Origin of the sequence: Serratia sp. BIGb0163 (assembly GCF_024809935.1) — a bacterium.
Lineage (GTDB): Bacteria > Pseudomonadota > Gammaproteobacteria > Enterobacterales > Enterobacteriaceae > Serratia > Serratia quinivorans.
Genome location: NZ_JANUDZ010000005.1, coordinates 163,616 through 179,241, shown reverse-complemented (window position 1 = coordinate 179,241; position 15,626 = coordinate 163,616). Strand labels below are relative to the sequence as shown.

Genomic DNA, 15,626 nt, shown 5'->3' with positions numbered 1-15,626 from the left:
TTGGATGAGGCCGTTTTGAACAGCGAATTACTGTGGGTGTTGAGTTTACTGTTGATTGCCATAGTGCTGTTCACCACCAACAAACTGCGTATGGACGTAGTGGCGTTGCTGGTGATCATTGCCTTTGTGCTGAGCGGCACGCTGACCCTGTCGGAGGCCACGGTGGGCTTCAGCGATCCCAACGTGATCCTGATCGCCGCGCTGTTCGTGATTGGTGAAGGGTTGGTGCGTACCGGCGTGGCATATCAGGTCGGTGACTGGCTGGTGAAGGTGGCCGGCAGCAGCGAAACCAGGATGCTGATGTTGTTGATGGTCACCGTGGCCGGCCTGGGGGCTTTTATGAGCTCGACCGGCGTGGTGGCGATCTTTATCCCGGTGGTGCTCAGCGTGGCGGCGCGGATGAAAATTCCCCCCGGCAGGTTGATGATGCCGCTGAGTTTTGCCGGTTTAATTAGCGGCATGATGACGCTGGTGGCGACGCCGCCGAATATGGTGGTGAACAGTGAACTGGTGCGCGAGGGTATTGGCGGCTTTGGCTTCTTTGCCGTGACGCCGGTCGGCCTGGCGGTGCTGGTGCTGGGCGTGGGTTATATGTTGGTGGCCCGGCGCTGGCTGGGCAATGACGACGGTGATAAAACGCGTGAAACCTGGCAGCGCCGTACCTTCCGCGATCTGATCCGCGACTATAAGTTGACCGGCCGTGCCCGTCGACTGGCGTTACGCAGCGGCTCGCCGCTGGTAGGGCATTCACTGGACGAATTGCACCTGCGCGCCCGTTACGGTGCCAACGTGGTGGGGATTGAACGCTGGAAGCGCTTCCGGCGGGTGATGGTTAGCGCGTCCGGCAGCACCGAGCTGCGCGAAGGGGACGTACTGCTGCTCGACATGTCGGACAGCCAGGTCGATTTGCGCGAGTTTTGCAGCGAACAGCAGCTGGAACCGATGGTTCTGCGTGGCGATTATTTCTCCGAACAGTCGCGCAACGTCGGCATGGCGGAAGTATCGCTGATCCCCGATTCAACGTTATTGGGGAAAAGCCTGCGCGAATCCACTTTCCGCAGCCGTTATGATTTGAACGTGGTCGGTATTCGCCGCAATGGCGAAACCCTGGCAGGCAAGCTGGTGGATGAGCCCCTGGCGTTGGGCGATATTCTGTTGGTGATCGGCGACTGGAAGGCGATCCGTCAACTGCAGGCGAAAACCCATGATTTTATCGTACTCAATCTGCCGGCCGAGGTTGACGAGGTGGCGCCGGCCATCACTCAGGCACCGCACGCCTTGTTCTGCCTGGCACTGATGGTGGCGATGATGCTGACCGATGAAATTCCTAACCCGATCGCCGCGCTGATTGCCTGCCTGCTGATGGGCAAGTTCCGCTGCATCGACATGGAAAGCGCTTATAAGTCGATTCACTGGCCGAGCATTATCTTGATTGTCGGCATGATGCCGTTCGCTCAGGCGCTGCAAAAAACCGGTGGGGTGGATTTGATCGTGCGCGGGTTAATGGACGTCGCCGGAGATGCCGGGCCGCGGGTGATGCTGGTGTGCCTGTTTGCGCTGTGCGCCACTATTGGCCTGTTTATCTCCAATACCGCCACCGCCGTATTAATGGCACCGATCGCCATTGCCGCTGCGCGTGAAATGGGCGTTTCGCCGTATCCCTTCGCCATGATTATTGCCATCGCCGCTTCGGCCGCGTTTATGACGCCAGTTTCTTCGCCGGTGAACACGCTGGTGCTGGGGCCGGGGAATTATAAGTTCGGGGATTTCGTGCGTATCGGCGTGCCGTTCACGCTGTTGGTGATGTTGGTCAGCGTGATTATTGTGCCCTGGCTATATGCATTTTGATTAACGGCGCAGCGCGCTGCGCCATGAAAATTACAGGGACGAATCCAGGCTGATTTCATCCAGCGACAGGCTGAAGCTGGGGATAAACACCTTCATGAAATAATCCATCTCTGGGCTGCTGCGCTGTTGCAGAGTCTTTTCCAGTCGCGCTTTTGCCAGTTTGAATTCGTTATTGCCGGCAGATAATTCCTCCAGACATTTCAGGTAGGCGCACAGCGCATCGGCCTGTTTAACCACCAACTTTTCGTCTTCGGTGTAATAGTGTTCATCGAGGATCGAGCGAAAATCGTTACGTAATTCTTCCGGGATCATATCCAGCAGTTTCTGTTGGGCGATCTTTTCGATCTTCTTATACTCGTGGGCGATCTGCGGATTGTAGTATTTGATTGGCGTCGGCATGTCGCCGGTAATCACTTCGCTGGCATCGTGGTACATCGCCAGCAGGGCGACGCGATCGGCGCTCAGGTTACCATTGAATTTTCGGTTTTTAATCACCGCCAGTGCATGGGCAACGAATGCCACCTGCAGGCTGTGCTCGGAAACGTTCTCGGTGCGGACATTGCGCATCAGCGGCCAGCGGTTAATCAGTTTCAAGCGGGACAGATGGGCAAAAAAGTGGCTCTGGCTCATGGTGCTCTCTTTTACAACGGCAAGTGAGAACTCCATTGTGAGCAGTGATGGCGGGTTATGCAACTCGGGCCGTGCGGTTAGGATTCGGCGGAGGGGAAGGGGCGCAGCATGCTGCGCCCACGGAGACTACTGGCGATAACCTTCCAGGAAACGCCCCAGTTTGCCCACCGCCATTTCCAGTTCATCCACACGCGGCAGCGTTACTATGCGCACGTGGTCCGGGTACGGCCAGTTGAACGCGCTGCCCTGCACCAGCAGCACTTTTTCCTGCAGCAGCAGATCCAGCACCAGTTTCTGGTCATCATGAATATTAAAGCGTTTGGCATCGATGCGCGGGAACATATACAACGCGCCCTGAGGTTTCACGCAGGAAACCCCTGGGATTTCGTTCAACAGCTCCCAGGTGCGGTTGCGCTGTTCATACAGACGGCCGCCGGGTTGAATAAATTCATTGATACTCTGGTAACCGCCCAACGCCGTTTGGATCGCGTGCTGCATCGGCACGTTGGCGCACAGACGCATCGACGCCAGCATTTCCAACCCTTCGATATAGCCCTTGGCATGTTTCTTCGGCCCGTTCAGTACCATCCACCCCTGGCGGAAACCGGCCACGCGGTAAGTTTTGGACAGCCCGTTGAAGGTGACGGTCAGCAGATCCGGCGCCAGCGCCGCGATCGAATGGTGCTCGGCTTCGTCATACAGGATCTTGTCGTAGATCTCATCGGAGAAGATGATCAGGTTGTGCTGCCGGGCGATCTCAACAATCTGCTCCAGCAGTGCTTTGCTATAGACCGCGCCGGTCGGGTTATTCGGGTTGATGATCACAATGCCACGGGTGCGTGGGGTGATCTTGCTGATGATATCATCCAGATCCGGGAACCAGCCGGCTTCTTCATCACACAGGTAGTGCACGGCTTTGCCGCCGGACAGCGAAACCGCCGCGGTCCACAGCGGATAATCCGGCGCCGGCACCAGCATTTCGTCGCCGCTGTTGAGCAGCGCCTGCATGGATTGCACGATAAGCTCGGAAACCCCATTGCCGATGTAGATATCCTCAACGGTCACGTCACGTATGTCGCGCGCCTGGTAGTGCTGCATGATCGCTTTACGTGCCGAGAAGAGCCCTTTGGAGTCGGAATAGCCTTGCGCCGTGGGCAGATTGCGGATCACGTCGACCAGGATTTCGTCAGGGGCGTCAAAACCAAACGGGGCAGGGTTACCAATGTTCAGTTTGAGGACTTTATGGCCTTCTTCTTCAAGACGTTTAGCTTCTTTGAGCACCGGGCCGCGAATGTCATAGCAGACGTTGTCCAGTTTGCTGGATTTCTCAATGGGGGACATAGAAAGTTGAGCCTTTTGCTGGGATGGGGGCGTTCCTACCGTGGAACACCGCAACCTGCCCAATGTACTCCTGGCGCTGACGCTTTTGAAGGGTTGTGCACGCCTTTGGTGCAAACGAAGGGCTCAGAGGTTGATTTCAGGGATGATAAACAATGTTAAAGTATTTTTCTGGTATTTAATTCTTGTTTTTGGTTTATTTGTAGTTATTTAATCTGATTTGATGAGGGCGAGCAGAGCTATAAAGGCCCATGCCATTGACGCTGAGCTAACTGAAGGGGCTTTACTGTTAAGCCACAGAGGGGATTTAACGGAGCTAAAATGTAAAGAAATGATAATGCCAGAGTCGTCTGATGGCCGCTTGTCCCTCGGCGATCCAAACTGAATCATAAGAAAATTCACATTAGCGCTATTTTAGTTTCTCTGTTAAGCCGCATTTAAGTAGTTATTCCTTAGTTATTGACGGGATAAATGTTACTGATTGAATTTATTAAAATCATTAAAAAATGTACCGGCCGTTACAACAGAAACTTCTTACTCTTTCGCGTATAGGAAGACGCTCAGGCCAGTCTGGCTGCGGAAGTTGTGCAGCACAATTGGTGTGGTAATCCCGCTATCTGAGTGAGTAAAATATATTGTTCGGTAAAAATGAAACAATTGCACCACTTATAACGTCAGTCGTTGTATAAGCATTCTCGATAGATCACATTTTAAAAGGCGATAGAGGTAACGAAATAAAAGTAATTTTTTTGCCCTCCACTAATGAGTGGGGTACTGTCATGTCTGACATCGTCCCTTTTAAACGATGTCTTAGAAACACACCAGGGTAGTTTGTAAATTAGAATTTAAAAAGTGAAGAAAACACTATGACAACTGCAAATCGTCCGATACTCAATCTCGACCTCGATCTGCTAAGAACCTTTGTAGCTGTTGCTGATTTGAATACTTTTGCGGCGGCGGCAGTCGCCGTTTGTCGTACTCAATCAGCCGTCAGCCAACAAATGCAGCGGTTAGAGCAACTGGTTGGCAAAGAGTTGTTTGCCCGTCATGGGCGCAACAAATTACTGACCGAACACGGTATTCAGCTTCTCGGCTACGCCAGGAAAATCCTGCGCTTCAACGACGAAGCCTGTACTTCTCTGATGTACAACAATATTAAAGGTGTTCTGACTATTGGCGCTTCTGATGATACCGCCGATACCATCCTGCCTTTCCTGCTTAACCGCGTCACTTCGGTGTATCCAAAACTGGCGATTGATGTCCGGGTGAAACCCAGCTCGTTCATGATCGACATGCTGGAAAACGGTGAAGTCGATCTGGCTATTACCACTATGGCTACCGCGGATCGCCCGCACATTGTGCTGCGTACTTCGCCAACCCTGTGGTATTGCGCGGCGGATTACCATTTCCAGGCCGGCGAACCGATCCCGTTGGTGGTGATGGACGAACCCAGTCCGTTCCGCTCGATGGCGATCAAACATCTGGATGAAGCCGGGATCCCATGGCGGATTGCTTATGTGGCTTCGACGTTGTCCGCCGTTCGCGCAGCCTGCAAGGCCGGATTGGGCATCACCGTTCGGCCGATTGAAATGATGAGCCCGGACCTGCGGGTGCTCGGTGCAATGGAAGGGCTACCGGCACTGCCAGATACTCAATATAGCCTGTGCCAGGATACCCAGTGCGGCAATGAGCTGGCGATGGCGATATTCAGCACCATGCAGAACGGCAACGACAACTACAGTTTCAGTGGGCCGAGTCCCTCGCTGGAAGATGACACCTGTCTGGTTGACGATGAGGAATAACGCCCAAAAGCGTTAAACCGGGTAATAAAACCTCTGCTTCGGCGGAGGTTTTTTTTGCCCTGAATTCGATGAAAGTTAGATTTATGAGGGTTTCGATTGGTTTTAAAAGTGAAGGTGTTATTTGTTGGGCTTAAAGATTGTTAATGAGAACGGTTATCAGACGAAAAAATAGTCTTTCGGTCATTTATTGAACGAATAATTATAAAGGTAAAGGCCTGGAATCAATATGGTTATTTTGGTAGTTTGTGGCGGGCCGATTTGACCGGCGGGATTGACAAAAATTATTAAAGGGCCACACTTTTTTTGAGGGTTTATGCTGAAAACGTGTCCTGGATCAAAAAAATACCCCTAGGTAGTGAGTGGAAGAACAGGAGATTCCTGAGACAATGGTATAGTAAAACTGAAATGAGCATGTTGGTTTATATCTATCTGTTTCTACACATCAATTAACTGACACGATTTAGCCTAAGCCGGTCGCATCAAATGTTAATTAAATGATGAGTATGTAAACTAGTGTGTAGATACTTTTGTCAAAGTTGACAAAAGGTTATAGAAAGGAGTAAAAAGCCCACAGTAAAACGCTGGCTAACTTGCTGTAATAGCAGTTTGTTTGTGTGGTTTATTTATCCTTCCCTTAAATCGATGTGGTGCACTAACTGCCAGAAACAAGAGCAGAGCGATCGACGCCACTTTTGATGAGTAAGCATAGAGTATGTCAACAACCACTGAAGTTATCGCTCATCACTGGGCGTTCGCCGTATTTTTTGTCGTGGCAATCGGGCTTTGCTGTTTAATGCTGATGGGCGCGTTCTTCCTGGGTGGGAGAGCCCGTGCGCGCGCCAAACATACCCCGTTTGAATCAGGCATCGACTCGGTCGGCACGGCGCGCATGCGTCTGTCCGCCAAGTTCTACCTGGTCGCCATGTTCTTCGTTATTTTCGATGTTGAAGCCTTGTACCTTTACGCCTGGTCGGTCTCCATACGTGAGAGCGGTTGGGTAGGCTTCATCGAAGCCGCCATTTTCATTTTGGTGTTATTGGCTGGGCTGGTTTATCTGGTGCGTATTGGCGCATTGGATTGGACTCCGGTGCGCTCCAGGCGCCAGAGCAAGCCAGGCACAATCAAAAACGCCACCAACAGTCACCCGCAGTAGTCGGTTAAAAACGAGGCATTAAGATGGACTATACGCTCACCCGCATAGACCCGAACGGTGAGAACGACCGTTACCCCCTGCAAAAACAGGAGGTCGTCGCCGATCCCCTGGATCAACAGGTTCACCGCACGGTTTACATGGGTAAACTCGAACATGCATTGCATGACATGGTGAACTGGGGGCGTAAAAACTCTATTTGGCCGTATAACTTCGGTCTTTCGTGCTGCTACGTGGAGATGGTGACGTCGTTTACCGCCGTTCACGACGTGGCCCGCTTTGGTGCCGAAGTTCTGCGTGCATCGCCACGTCAGGCAGACCTGATGGTGGTGGCCGGTACCTGCTTTACCAAGATGGCCCCGGTTATTCAGCGTCTGTACGAACAGATGCTGGAGCCAAAATGGGTGATCTCCATGGGTGCCTGCGCCAACTCCGGCGGCATGTACGATATTTATTCCGTGGTACAGGGCGTGGACAAGTTCCTGCCGGTCGACGTGTACATTCCTGGCTGCCCACCGCGCCCGGAAGCTTACATGCAGGCACTGATGCTGTTGCAGGAATCTATTGGCAAAGAACGCCGCCCTCTGTCCTGGGTTGTCGGCGATCAGGGTGTTTACCGCGCCAACATGCAGTCTGAAAGAGAGCGTAAACACGGCGAGCGTATCGCGGTGACCAACCTTCGGACGCCTGACGAGATTTAAGACGTTCATTTAACGTCCATCTTAGTGCGCTATTGGTTAACACAGCGAAAAGTGAACTTGCGGCGAAATAACCCTTCAGTGTGGTGAAAAAAATTATGACAGATTCAACGACGCACGACGCATTGCCGGCCTGGCAAACCAGAGATCACCTTGACGACCCGGTGATTGGCGAACTGCGCAACCGTTTTGGGCCGGAAGCCTTTACTGTTCAGCCCACCCGTACCGGAATGCCCGTGGTATGGGTCAAACCTGACCAGTTACTGGAAGTAATGACGTTTTTGAGAAAACAGCCGAAGCCTTACGTCATGCTGTTCGATCTGCATGGCGTGGACGAGCGTCTTCGCACCCACCGCGACGGTTTGCCGGCTGCGGATTTTTCTGTTTTCTATCATCTGATTTCTATCGAACGCAACCGCGACATCATGCTGAAAGTGGCGCTGTCTGAAAAAGACCTGCACGTGCCCACAGCGACCAAGGTTTTCCCTAATGCCAACTGGTATGAGCGTGAAACCTGGGAAATGTTCGGTATTACCTTCGACGGCCACCCGCACCTGTCGCGCATCATGATGCCGCAAACCTGGGAAGGCCACCCGCTGCGTAAAGACTACCCGGCACGCGCCACCGAGTTCGATCCCTTTGTGTTGACCAAACAGAAAGAAGATCTGGAAATGGAAGCGCTGACCTTCAAACCGGAAGACTGGGGCATGAAGCGCGGCACCGAGAACGAGGACTTCATGTTCCTTAACCTCGGCCCGAACCACCCGTCTGCGCACGGTGCATTCCGTATCATTCTGCAGTTGGATGGCGAAGAGATTGTCGACTGCGTACCGGATATCGGTTACCACCACCGTGGCGCTGAGAAGATGGGCGAGCGTCAGTCCTGGCACAGCTACATTCCGTACACCGACCGTATCGAGTACCTCGGCGGCTGCGTGAACGAAATGCCTTACGTGCTGGCGGTTGAGAAACTGGCCGGTATCAAGGTGCCGGATCGCGTTGATACCATCCGCGTGATGCTGTCCGAACTGTTCCGTATCAACAGCCACCTGCTGTACATCAGTACGTTCATTCAGGACGTCGGCGCCATGACCCCGGTGTTCTTCGCCTTTACCGACCGTCAGAAAATCTACGATCTGGTTGAAGCGATTACCGGTTTCCGTATGCACCCGGCCTGGTTCCGTATTGGCGGTGTCGCACACGACCTGCCGCGCGGTTGGGACCGTCTGTTGCGCGAGTTCCTTGAGTGGATGCCAAAACGTCTGGATTCCTACGTCAAGGCTGCGTTGAAGAACAGCATCCTGAAGGGCCGTTCCGTCGGCGTGGCATCCTACAATGCTAAAGAAGCGTTGGAATGGGGCGTCACTGGCGCAGGACTGCGCGCCACCGGTATCGAGTTCGATGTGCGTAAATGGCGTCCGTATTCCGGCTATGAGAATTTCGACTTCGAAGTTCCGGTCGGTGACGGCAACAGCGACTGCTACACCCGCGTAATGCTGAAGGTGGAAGAGCTGCGTCAGAGCCTGCGCATTCTCGAACAGTGCCTGAACAACATGCCGGAAGGCCCGTTCAAGGCCGATCACCCGCTGACCACGCCGCCGCCGAAAGAGCGCACGCTGCAGCACATTGAAACGCTGATCACCCACTTCCTGCAGGTTTCCTGGGGCCCGGTGATGCCAGCCAACGAATCATTCCAGATGATTGAAGCCACAAAAGGGATCAACAGCTACTACCTGACCAGCGACGGCAGCACTATGAGCTACCGCACCCGGGTACGTACGCCAAGCTTTGCGCACCTGCAGCAAATCCCAGCGGTAATCCGTGGCAGCCTGGTCTCCGACCTGATCGTCTATCTGGGTAGTATCGATTTTGTAATGTCAGATGTGGACCGCTAACTATGCATGATCAAAAAGACAATCACGCGAATAACCAAGCGCTTGAACCTATCAATGCGGCCGCTCCCCAGAGCGGCGTTGATGCATTTGAGCTGAGTGCGGAAGAACGTGATGCGATCGAGCACGAAAAGCACCATTACGAGGATCCACGCGCTGCCTCCATTGAAGCACTGAAAATTGTGCAGAAGCAGCGTGGCTGGGTTCCGGATGGGGCGATTCATGCCATCGCGGAGCTGCTGGGCATTCCTGCCAGCGACGTAGAAGGCGTGGCCACGTTCTACAGCCAGATTTTCCGTCAGCCAGTAGGGCGCCACGTGATCCGTTATTGTGACAGCGTTGTTTGTCACATCACCGGTTATCAGGGCATTCAGGCCGCCATTGAGAAGAAGCTGAGCATCAAACCGGGTCAAACCACCTTTGATGGCCGTTTCACTCTGCTGCCAACCTGCTGCCTGGGCAACTGCGATAAAGGGCCAACCATGATGATTGATGAGGACACTCACAGTCAGCTGAAGCCTGAAGATATCGAGACGCTACTGGAGCAGTATCAATGATTAAAGACATTGTACGCACTCCCGAAATGCACCCGCTGACCTGGCGGCTGCGCGATGACAAACAGCCGGTTTGGCTGGATGAATATCGCAGCAAGAACGGCTATGCCGGTGCTGAAAAGGCGATTAAAGGCCTGGCTCCGGACGAGATCGTCACCCTGGTGAAAGACGCCGGGCTGAAAGGTCGCGGCGGTGCAGGTTTCTCCACCGGTCTGAAGTGGAGCCTGATGCCGAAAGACGAATCCATGAACATCCGTTACCTGCTGTGTAACGCCGATGAAATGGAGCCGGGCACCTATAAAGACCGCTTGCTGATGGAGCAACTGCCGCACCTGTTGGTGGAAGGCATGCTGATCTCGGCGTTCGCGCTGAAGGCTTATCGCGGCTACATCTTCCTGCGCGGTGAGTACATCGAAGCTGCGGTGCATTTGCGCCGTGCGATCGCCGAAGCCACCGAAGCCGGTTATTTGGGCAAGAACATCATGGGCAGCGGCTTCGACTTCGAGCTGATTGTTCATACCGGTGCCGGTCGTTACATCTGTGGCGAAGAAACCGCCCTGATCAACTCGCTGGAAGGCCGCCGTGCCAACCCGCGTTCCAAGCCACCTTTCCCGGCTTCCTCCGGCGTTTGGGGCAAACCGACCTGCGTCAATAACGTAGAAACCCTGTGTAACGTTCCGGCGATCCTGGCGAACGGCGTTGAGTGGTACAAGGGGATCTCCGCCGGCAAGAGTAACGATGCCGGTACCAAACTGATGGGCTTCTCCGGCCGGGTGAAAAACCCAGGCGTTTGGGAGCTGCCGTTTGGTACCACCGCACGTGAAATTCTGGAAGATTACGCCGGTGGTATGCGTGACGGTCTGCGTTTCAAAGCCTGGCAGCCAGGCGGCGCGGGCACCGACTTCCTGACCGCCGATCACCTCGATCTGCCGATGGACTTCGAGAGCATCGGTAAAGCCGGCAGCCGTCTCGGTACTGCACTGGCGATGGCAGTAGACCACGAGATTGGCATGGTTCCGCTGGTGCGCAACCTGGAAGAGTTTTTCTCTCGCGAGTCCTGCGGCTGGTGTACGCCATGCCGTGACGGTCTGCCGTGGAGCGTGAAGATCCTGCGTGCGCTGGAAAACGGCGAAGGGCAGCCGGGGGATATCGAAACCCTTGAGCAACTGTGCCGTTCTCTCGGCCCGGGCAAAACCTTCTGCGCCCACGCGCCAGGTGCCGTAGAGCCACTGCAAAGCGCAATTAAATATTTCCGTGAAGAGTTCGAAGCGGGCATCAAAGTGAAGCACTTCAGCAACGCGCATGCGATTGGCGGTATTCAGGCCAATAATCTGCTGAAGCAACGCTGGTAAGCCGACTCGCCCCGACGACACGGCCAGAATTTTTGATTAACGCCTGCCGCAAGGCAGGCCACTTGGAAGCATGCTGACTATGGCTACGATTCATGTAGACGGCAAAGAATACGACGTAGATGGGGCCGACAACCTGCTGCAGGCTTGTCTCTCCCTCGGGCTCGATATTCCTTACTTTTGCTGGCATCCGGCGCTGGGAAGCGTCGGCGCTTGCCGCCAATGTGCGGTAAAGCAATACCAAAACGCGGAAGATACGCGTGGCCGTTTGGTGATGTCTTGTATGACACCGGCATCCGATGGAACCTTTATTTCCATCGACGATGGCGAAGCCAAACAGTTCCGCGAAAGCGTGGTTGAGTGGTTGATGACCAACCACCCGCACGACTGTCCGGTATGTGAAGAAGGCGGTAACTGTCACCTGCAGGATATGACAGTAATGACCGGCCACAGCTTCCGTAAATACCGTTTCAGTAAGCGTACTCACAACAACCAGGAGCTGGGGCCGTTTATCTCGCATGAGATGAACCGCTGTATCGCCTGTTACCGTTGCGTGCGCTACTACAAGGATTATGCGGACGGCACCGACTTCGGTGTGTACGGCGCGCACGACAACGTCTACTTCGGACGCGTCGAGAGCGGCACGCTGGAAAGTGAGTTCTCCGGTAACCTGGTGGAAGTGTGCCCGACCGGCGTGTTCACCGACAAAACCCACTCCGAGCGCTATAACCGTAAGTGGGACATGCAGTTTGCACCGAGCATCTGCCAGCAGTGCAGCATCGGCTGTAACACCAGCCCGGGCGAGCGCTATGGCGAACTGCGCCGTATCGAAAACCGTTATAACGGCAGCGTGAACCACTACTTCCTGTGTGACCGCGGCCGCTTCGGTTATGGCTACGTGAACCAGAAAGATCGTCCACGTCAGCCACAGCAACTGCGTGGCGACGACTGGATCACCCTGAACGCCGAGCAGGCGATGCAGGGCGCGGCGGATATTCTGCGTCAGGCGAAGAAAACCATCGGCATTGGCTCACCACGCGCCAGCCTGGAAAGTAACTTCGCACTGCGTGATTTGGTGGGTGCCGAGAACTTCTATACCGGTATCTCGCAGGCCGAACAGGGCCGTCTGGACCTGATGCTGAACGTGCTGCAAAACAGCGGCGTTCACACGCCTGCGCTGCGCGAAATCGAAGGCTATGACGCAGTGCTGGTGTTGGGTGAAGACTTGACCCAGACCGGCGCACGTATTGCCCTGTCGGTACGTCAGGCGGTGAAGGGCAAGGCTCGCGCCATGGCTGCGGCCCAACGCGTTGCCGACTGGCAGATTGCTGCGGTGCAGAACATTGGCCAGCACGCCAAACACCCGCTGTTCGTTACCAACGTGGATAACACCCGTCTGGACGATATCGCGGCATGGAACTACCGTGCACCGGTGGATGAGCAGGCGCGCTTCGGCTTCGCCATCGCCCATGCGCTGGACAACGCGGCTCCGGCAGTCAACGATTTGGCTGACGGCCTGAACAAGAAAGTCGATATCATCGTGCAGGCGCTGACCGACGCGCGTAAACCGCTGATCGTCACCGGCAGCAACGCTGGTAGCGAAGCCATCATCGAAGCGGCGGCCAACATCGCCAAGGCGCTGAAGGATCGCGGTTCTGACGTCGGCATCACCTTCGTAGCCAGCGCCGCCAACAGCATCGGTTTGTCGATGATCGGCGGCGGTTCGCTCGATCAGGCGCTGATCCAGTTGGAAAGCGGCGAAGCCGACACGGCCATCGTGATGGAAAACGATCTCTACCGGCATGCGCCGGCGGCGAAAGTGGACGCTGCACTGGCCAAGGTCAGTAACCTGATCGTGGTCGATCATCAGCGTACCGCCATCATGGATAAAGCTAATCTGATCCTGTCGGCGGCCAGCTTCGCGGAAAGCGACGGTACTCTGGTCAATCAGGAAGGCCGCGCTCAGCGTTTCTTCCAGGTTTACGATCCGGCGTACTACGACGACGCGAAGAAAGACGTTTACACCGTGATGCTGGAAAGCTGGCGTTGGATGCACTCGCTGCATTCCACCTATACCAGCCGCCACGTGGATTGGACGCAGCTTGATCATGTGATCGAAGCCTGTGTTACCGCGTTGCCGCAGTTGCAGGGCATTGTCGAGGCTGCACCGGACGCGAGTTTCCGTATCCGCGGTCAGAAACTGGCACGTTCTCCGATTCGCTCCAGTGGCCGTACGGCGATGCGCGCCAATATCAGCGTGCACGAACCGCGTCAGCCGCAGGATAAAGACACCATGTTCGCCTTCTCAATGGAAGGGAACAACAGTCCGTTCGCCGACCGCCAGCAGATCCCATTTGCCTGGGCACCAGGTTGGAACTCACCGCAAGCATGGAACAAATTCCAGGCCGAAGTGGGCGGCAAGCTGCGTCATGGCGATCCGGGCGTGCGTTTGATCGAAGCGGGGGAGGGCAAACTGGGTTACTTCGACCGCGTGCCTGCCGCGTTTGGTCAACAGCAAGGCTGGCGTGTTGCGCCTTATTACCACCTGTTCGGCAGTGATGAAATGTCACAGCGTTCCGGGGTGATTCAGCAGCGCATGCCGGATGCCTATGTGATGGTCAATCCGACCGATGCGGCTGCGCTGGGCGTCAATGCCGGTGCGCTGGTGGAGTTCAGCTGTGCGGGCCAGACCCTGCGTCTGCCGGTGCGTCTGAGTGAAACTCTGACCCAGGGCCAACTGGGCTTACCGCTCGGCTTGCCAGGGATCCCGCCGGTACTGGTGGGTGCAACGGTTGAAAATCTGCGGGAGGCGACACGATGAGCTGGTTTACCCCTGAGGTGATCGACATTCTGATCTCCATTGTTAAAGCGGTAGTGATCCTGCTGGTCGTAGTCACCTGTGGGGCATTCATGAGCTTCGGCGAACGCCGTTTGCTCGGTCTGTTCCAGAACCGTTATGGACCAAACCGTGTCGGCTGGGGTGGCTCGCTGCAGCTGGTCGCCGACATGATCAAAATGTTCTTCAAGGAAGACTGGGTACCGAAATTCTCCGACCGGGTGATCTTTACCCTGGCGCCGATGATCGCCTTTACTTCCCTGTTGCTGGCATTTGCCATCGTCCCGGTCAGCCCGACCTGGGCGGTGTCCGACCTCAACATCGGTATTTTGTTCTTCCTGATGATGGCCGGCCTGGCGGTATACGCCGTGCTGTTCGCCGGCTGGTCGAGCAACAACAAATACTCGCTGTTGGGGGCAATGCGTGCTTCTGCGCAAACCCTGAGCTACGAAGTGTTCATCGGCCTGTCGCTGATGGGCGTGGTGGCACAGGCGGACTCCTTCAACATGCAGGCGATCGTTGAATCTCAGGCGCATATGTGGAACGTCATCCCGCAATTCTTTGGTTTCATTACCTTTGCGATTGCCGGTGTGGCGGTGTGTCACCGTCACCCGTTTGACCAACCGGAAGCCGAGCAGGAACTGGCTGACGGTTACCACATTGAATATTCCGGCATGAAGTTCGGGCTGTTCTTTGTGGGTGAATACATAGGTATCGTCACCGTTTCTGCCCTGATTGTGACGTTGTTCTTCGGTGGCTGGCAGGGTCCATTCCTGCCGCCATTCGTCTGGTTCGCGCTGAAAACGGCTTTCTTCATGATGATGTTCATTCTGATTCGTGCTGCTCTGCCACGTCCGCGCTATGACCAGGTGATGTCCTTCGGCTGGAAAGTGTGTCTGCCGTTGACGCTGCTGAACCTGCTGGCGACTGCCGCCGTCATTTTGTACAACGCTCAATAAGGGGTGAATAAACCATGACATTGAAAGAGTTATTGGTTGGTTTCGGCACCCAGGTGCGCAGCATTTGGATGATAGGCCTGCACGCCTTCGCCAAGCGCGAAACCCAGATGTATCCGGAAGAACCGGTTTACCTGCCGCCGCGCTACCGTGGCCGCATCGTGCTGACGCGCGATCCGGACGGCGAAGAGCGCTGCGTGGCTTGTAACCTGTGTGCGGTTGCCTGCCCGGTGGGCTGTATCTCGCTGCAAAAAGCAGAACAGAAAGATGGCCGTTGGTACCCGGAGTTCTTCCGCATCAACTTCTCGCGCTGCATTTTCTGCGGCCTGTGCGAAGAAGCTTGCCCAACGACCGCGATCCAGCTGACGCCGGATTTCGAAATGGGTGAGTTCAAGCGCCAGGATCTGGTGTACGAAAAAGAAGATCTGTTGATCTCGGGGCCGGGTAAATATCCGGAATATAACTTCTACCGGATGGCCGGTATGGCGATTGACGGCAAAGCCAAGGGCGAAGCCGAAAACGAAGCCAAACCGATCGACGTCAAAGGTCTGTTGCCTTAAGGAGCCAGCAAGC

General features: G+C 55.0%; 12 protein-coding genes. 10 read left to right on the top strand and 2 right to left on the bottom strand.

From position 1 onward, the window contains the following. Positions 1-15: 15 nt before the first annotated feature. A complete protein-coding gene (locus M2406_RS18010) occupies positions 16-1,848 on the top strand; it encodes an SLC13 family permease (protein ID WP_012146026.1) in 1,833 nt (610 codons plus the stop codon). A gap of 30 nt (positions 1,849-1,878) precedes the next feature. On the opposite strand, the gene yfbR is transcribed toward M2406_RS18010, so the two are convergent. After that, a complete protein-coding gene (gene yfbR, locus M2406_RS18005) occupies positions 1,879-2,478 on the bottom strand; it encodes a 5'-deoxynucleotidase (RefSeq protein WP_017893493.1) in 600 nt (199 codons plus the stop codon). Between the two features lie 126 nt (positions 2,479-2,604). Then, positions 2,605-3,819: a pyridoxal phosphate-dependent aminotransferase gene (locus M2406_RS18000; RefSeq protein WP_012146024.1), complete on the bottom strand. Its 1,215-nt coding sequence runs from the start codon at positions 3,817-3,819 to the stop codon at positions 2,605-2,607. Positions 3,820-4,682: 863 nt separating this feature from the next. On the opposite strand from M2406_RS18000, the gene lrhA reads away from it, so the two are divergent. The 9 genes from lrhA (at position 4,683) to nuoI (ending at position 15,613) form a co-directional block, all read left to right on the top strand. After that, entirely contained in the window at positions 4,683-5,618 is a 936-nt protein-coding gene (gene lrhA, locus M2406_RS17995) for a transcriptional regulator LrhA (RefSeq protein ID WP_026142461.1), read from the top strand. 712 nt (positions 5,619-6,330) lie between these two features. Next, positions 6,331-6,771 carry an NADH-quinone oxidoreductase subunit A gene (locus M2406_RS17990; protein ID WP_012146022.1) on the top strand — a complete coding sequence of 147 codons (441 nt, stop codon included), beginning with the start codon at positions 6,331-6,333 and terminating at the stop codon, positions 6,769-6,771. Between the two features lie 23 nt (positions 6,772-6,794). Then, positions 6,795-7,469: an NADH-quinone oxidoreductase subunit B family protein gene (locus M2406_RS17985; protein ID WP_012146021.1), complete on the top strand. Its 675-nt coding sequence runs from the start codon at positions 6,795-6,797 to the stop codon at positions 7,467-7,469. A gap of 95 nt (positions 7,470-7,564) precedes the next feature. Continuing rightward, entirely contained in the window at positions 7,565-9,361 is a 1,797-nt protein-coding gene (nuoC, locus tag M2406_RS17980; RefSeq protein ID WP_012146020.1) for an NADH-quinone oxidoreductase subunit C/D, read from the top strand. Positions 9,362-9,363: 2 nt separating this feature from the next. Beyond that, positions 9,364-9,915, top strand: coding sequence for an NADH-quinone oxidoreductase subunit NuoE (gene nuoE, locus M2406_RS17975; RefSeq protein WP_012146019.1), 552 nt, complete (start codon positions 9,364-9,366; stop codon positions 9,913-9,915). Further along, on the top strand, positions 9,912-11,264 hold the full coding sequence (gene nuoF / locus M2406_RS17970; RefSeq protein ID WP_012146018.1) for an NADH-quinone oxidoreductase subunit NuoF: 1,353 nt from the start codon (positions 9,912-9,914) through the stop codon (positions 11,262-11,264). The genes nuoE and nuoF overlap by 4 nt, the downstream gene beginning before the upstream one ends. A gap of 79 nt (positions 11,265-11,343) precedes the next feature. Then, positions 11,344-14,082, top strand: a complete 2,739-nt coding sequence (gene nuoG / locus M2406_RS17965; protein WP_218216838.1) for an NADH-quinone oxidoreductase subunit NuoG — start codon at positions 11,344-11,346, stop codon at positions 14,080-14,082. Further along, positions 14,079-15,056, top strand: a complete 978-nt coding sequence (gene nuoH / locus M2406_RS17960) for an NADH-quinone oxidoreductase subunit NuoH (RefSeq protein ID WP_012146016.1) — start codon at positions 14,079-14,081, stop codon at positions 15,054-15,056. Before nuoG ends, nuoH begins: the two co-directional genes overlap by 4 nt. Positions 15,057-15,070: 14 nt before the next feature. Next, positions 15,071-15,613: an NADH-quinone oxidoreductase subunit NuoI gene (gene nuoI / locus M2406_RS17955; RefSeq protein WP_004947256.1), complete on the top strand. Its 543-nt coding sequence runs from the start codon at positions 15,071-15,073 to the stop codon at positions 15,611-15,613. Positions 15,614-15,626 lie beyond the last annotated feature (13 nt).

What these genes read in the sequence shown, in the direction of transcription:
- M2406_RS17990 (WP_012146022.1), top strand. Translation starts at nt 6,331, where the DNA reads ATGTCAACAACCACTGAAGTTATCGCTCATCACTGGGCGTTCGCCGTA.
- nuoG (WP_218216838.1), top strand. Translation starts at nt 11,344, where the DNA reads ATGGCTACGATTCATGTAGACGGCAAAGAATACGACGTAGATGGGGCC.
- M2406_RS17985 (WP_012146021.1), top strand. Translation starts at nt 6,795, where the DNA reads ATGGACTATACGCTCACCCGCATAGACCCGAACGGTGAGAACGACCGT.
- nuoE (WP_012146019.1), top strand. Translation starts at nt 9,364, where the DNA reads ATGCATGATCAAAAAGACAATCACGCGAATAACCAAGCGCTTGAACCT.
- nuoI (WP_004947256.1), top strand. Translation starts at nt 15,071, where the DNA reads ATGACATTGAAAGAGTTATTGGTTGGTTTCGGCACCCAGGTGCGCAGC.
- M2406_RS18000 (WP_012146024.1), bottom strand. Translation starts at nt 3,819, where the DNA reads ATGTCCCCCATTGAGAAATCCAGCAAACTGGACAACGTCTGCTATGAC.
- nuoF (WP_012146018.1), top strand. Translation starts at nt 9,912, where the DNA reads ATGATTAAAGACATTGTACGCACTCCCGAAATGCACCCGCTGACCTGG.
- nuoC (WP_012146020.1), top strand. Translation starts at nt 7,565, where the DNA reads ATGACAGATTCAACGACGCACGACGCATTGCCGGCCTGGCAAACCAGA.
- nuoH (WP_012146016.1), top strand. Translation starts at nt 14,079, where the DNA reads ATGAGCTGGTTTACCCCTGAGGTGATCGACATTCTGATCTCCATTGTT.
- yfbR (WP_017893493.1), bottom strand. Translation starts at nt 2,478, where the DNA reads ATGAGCCAGAGCCACTTTTTTGCCCATCTGTCCCGCTTGAAACTGATT.
- lrhA (WP_026142461.1), top strand. Translation starts at nt 4,683, where the DNA reads ATGACAACTGCAAATCGTCCGATACTCAATCTCGACCTCGATCTGCTA.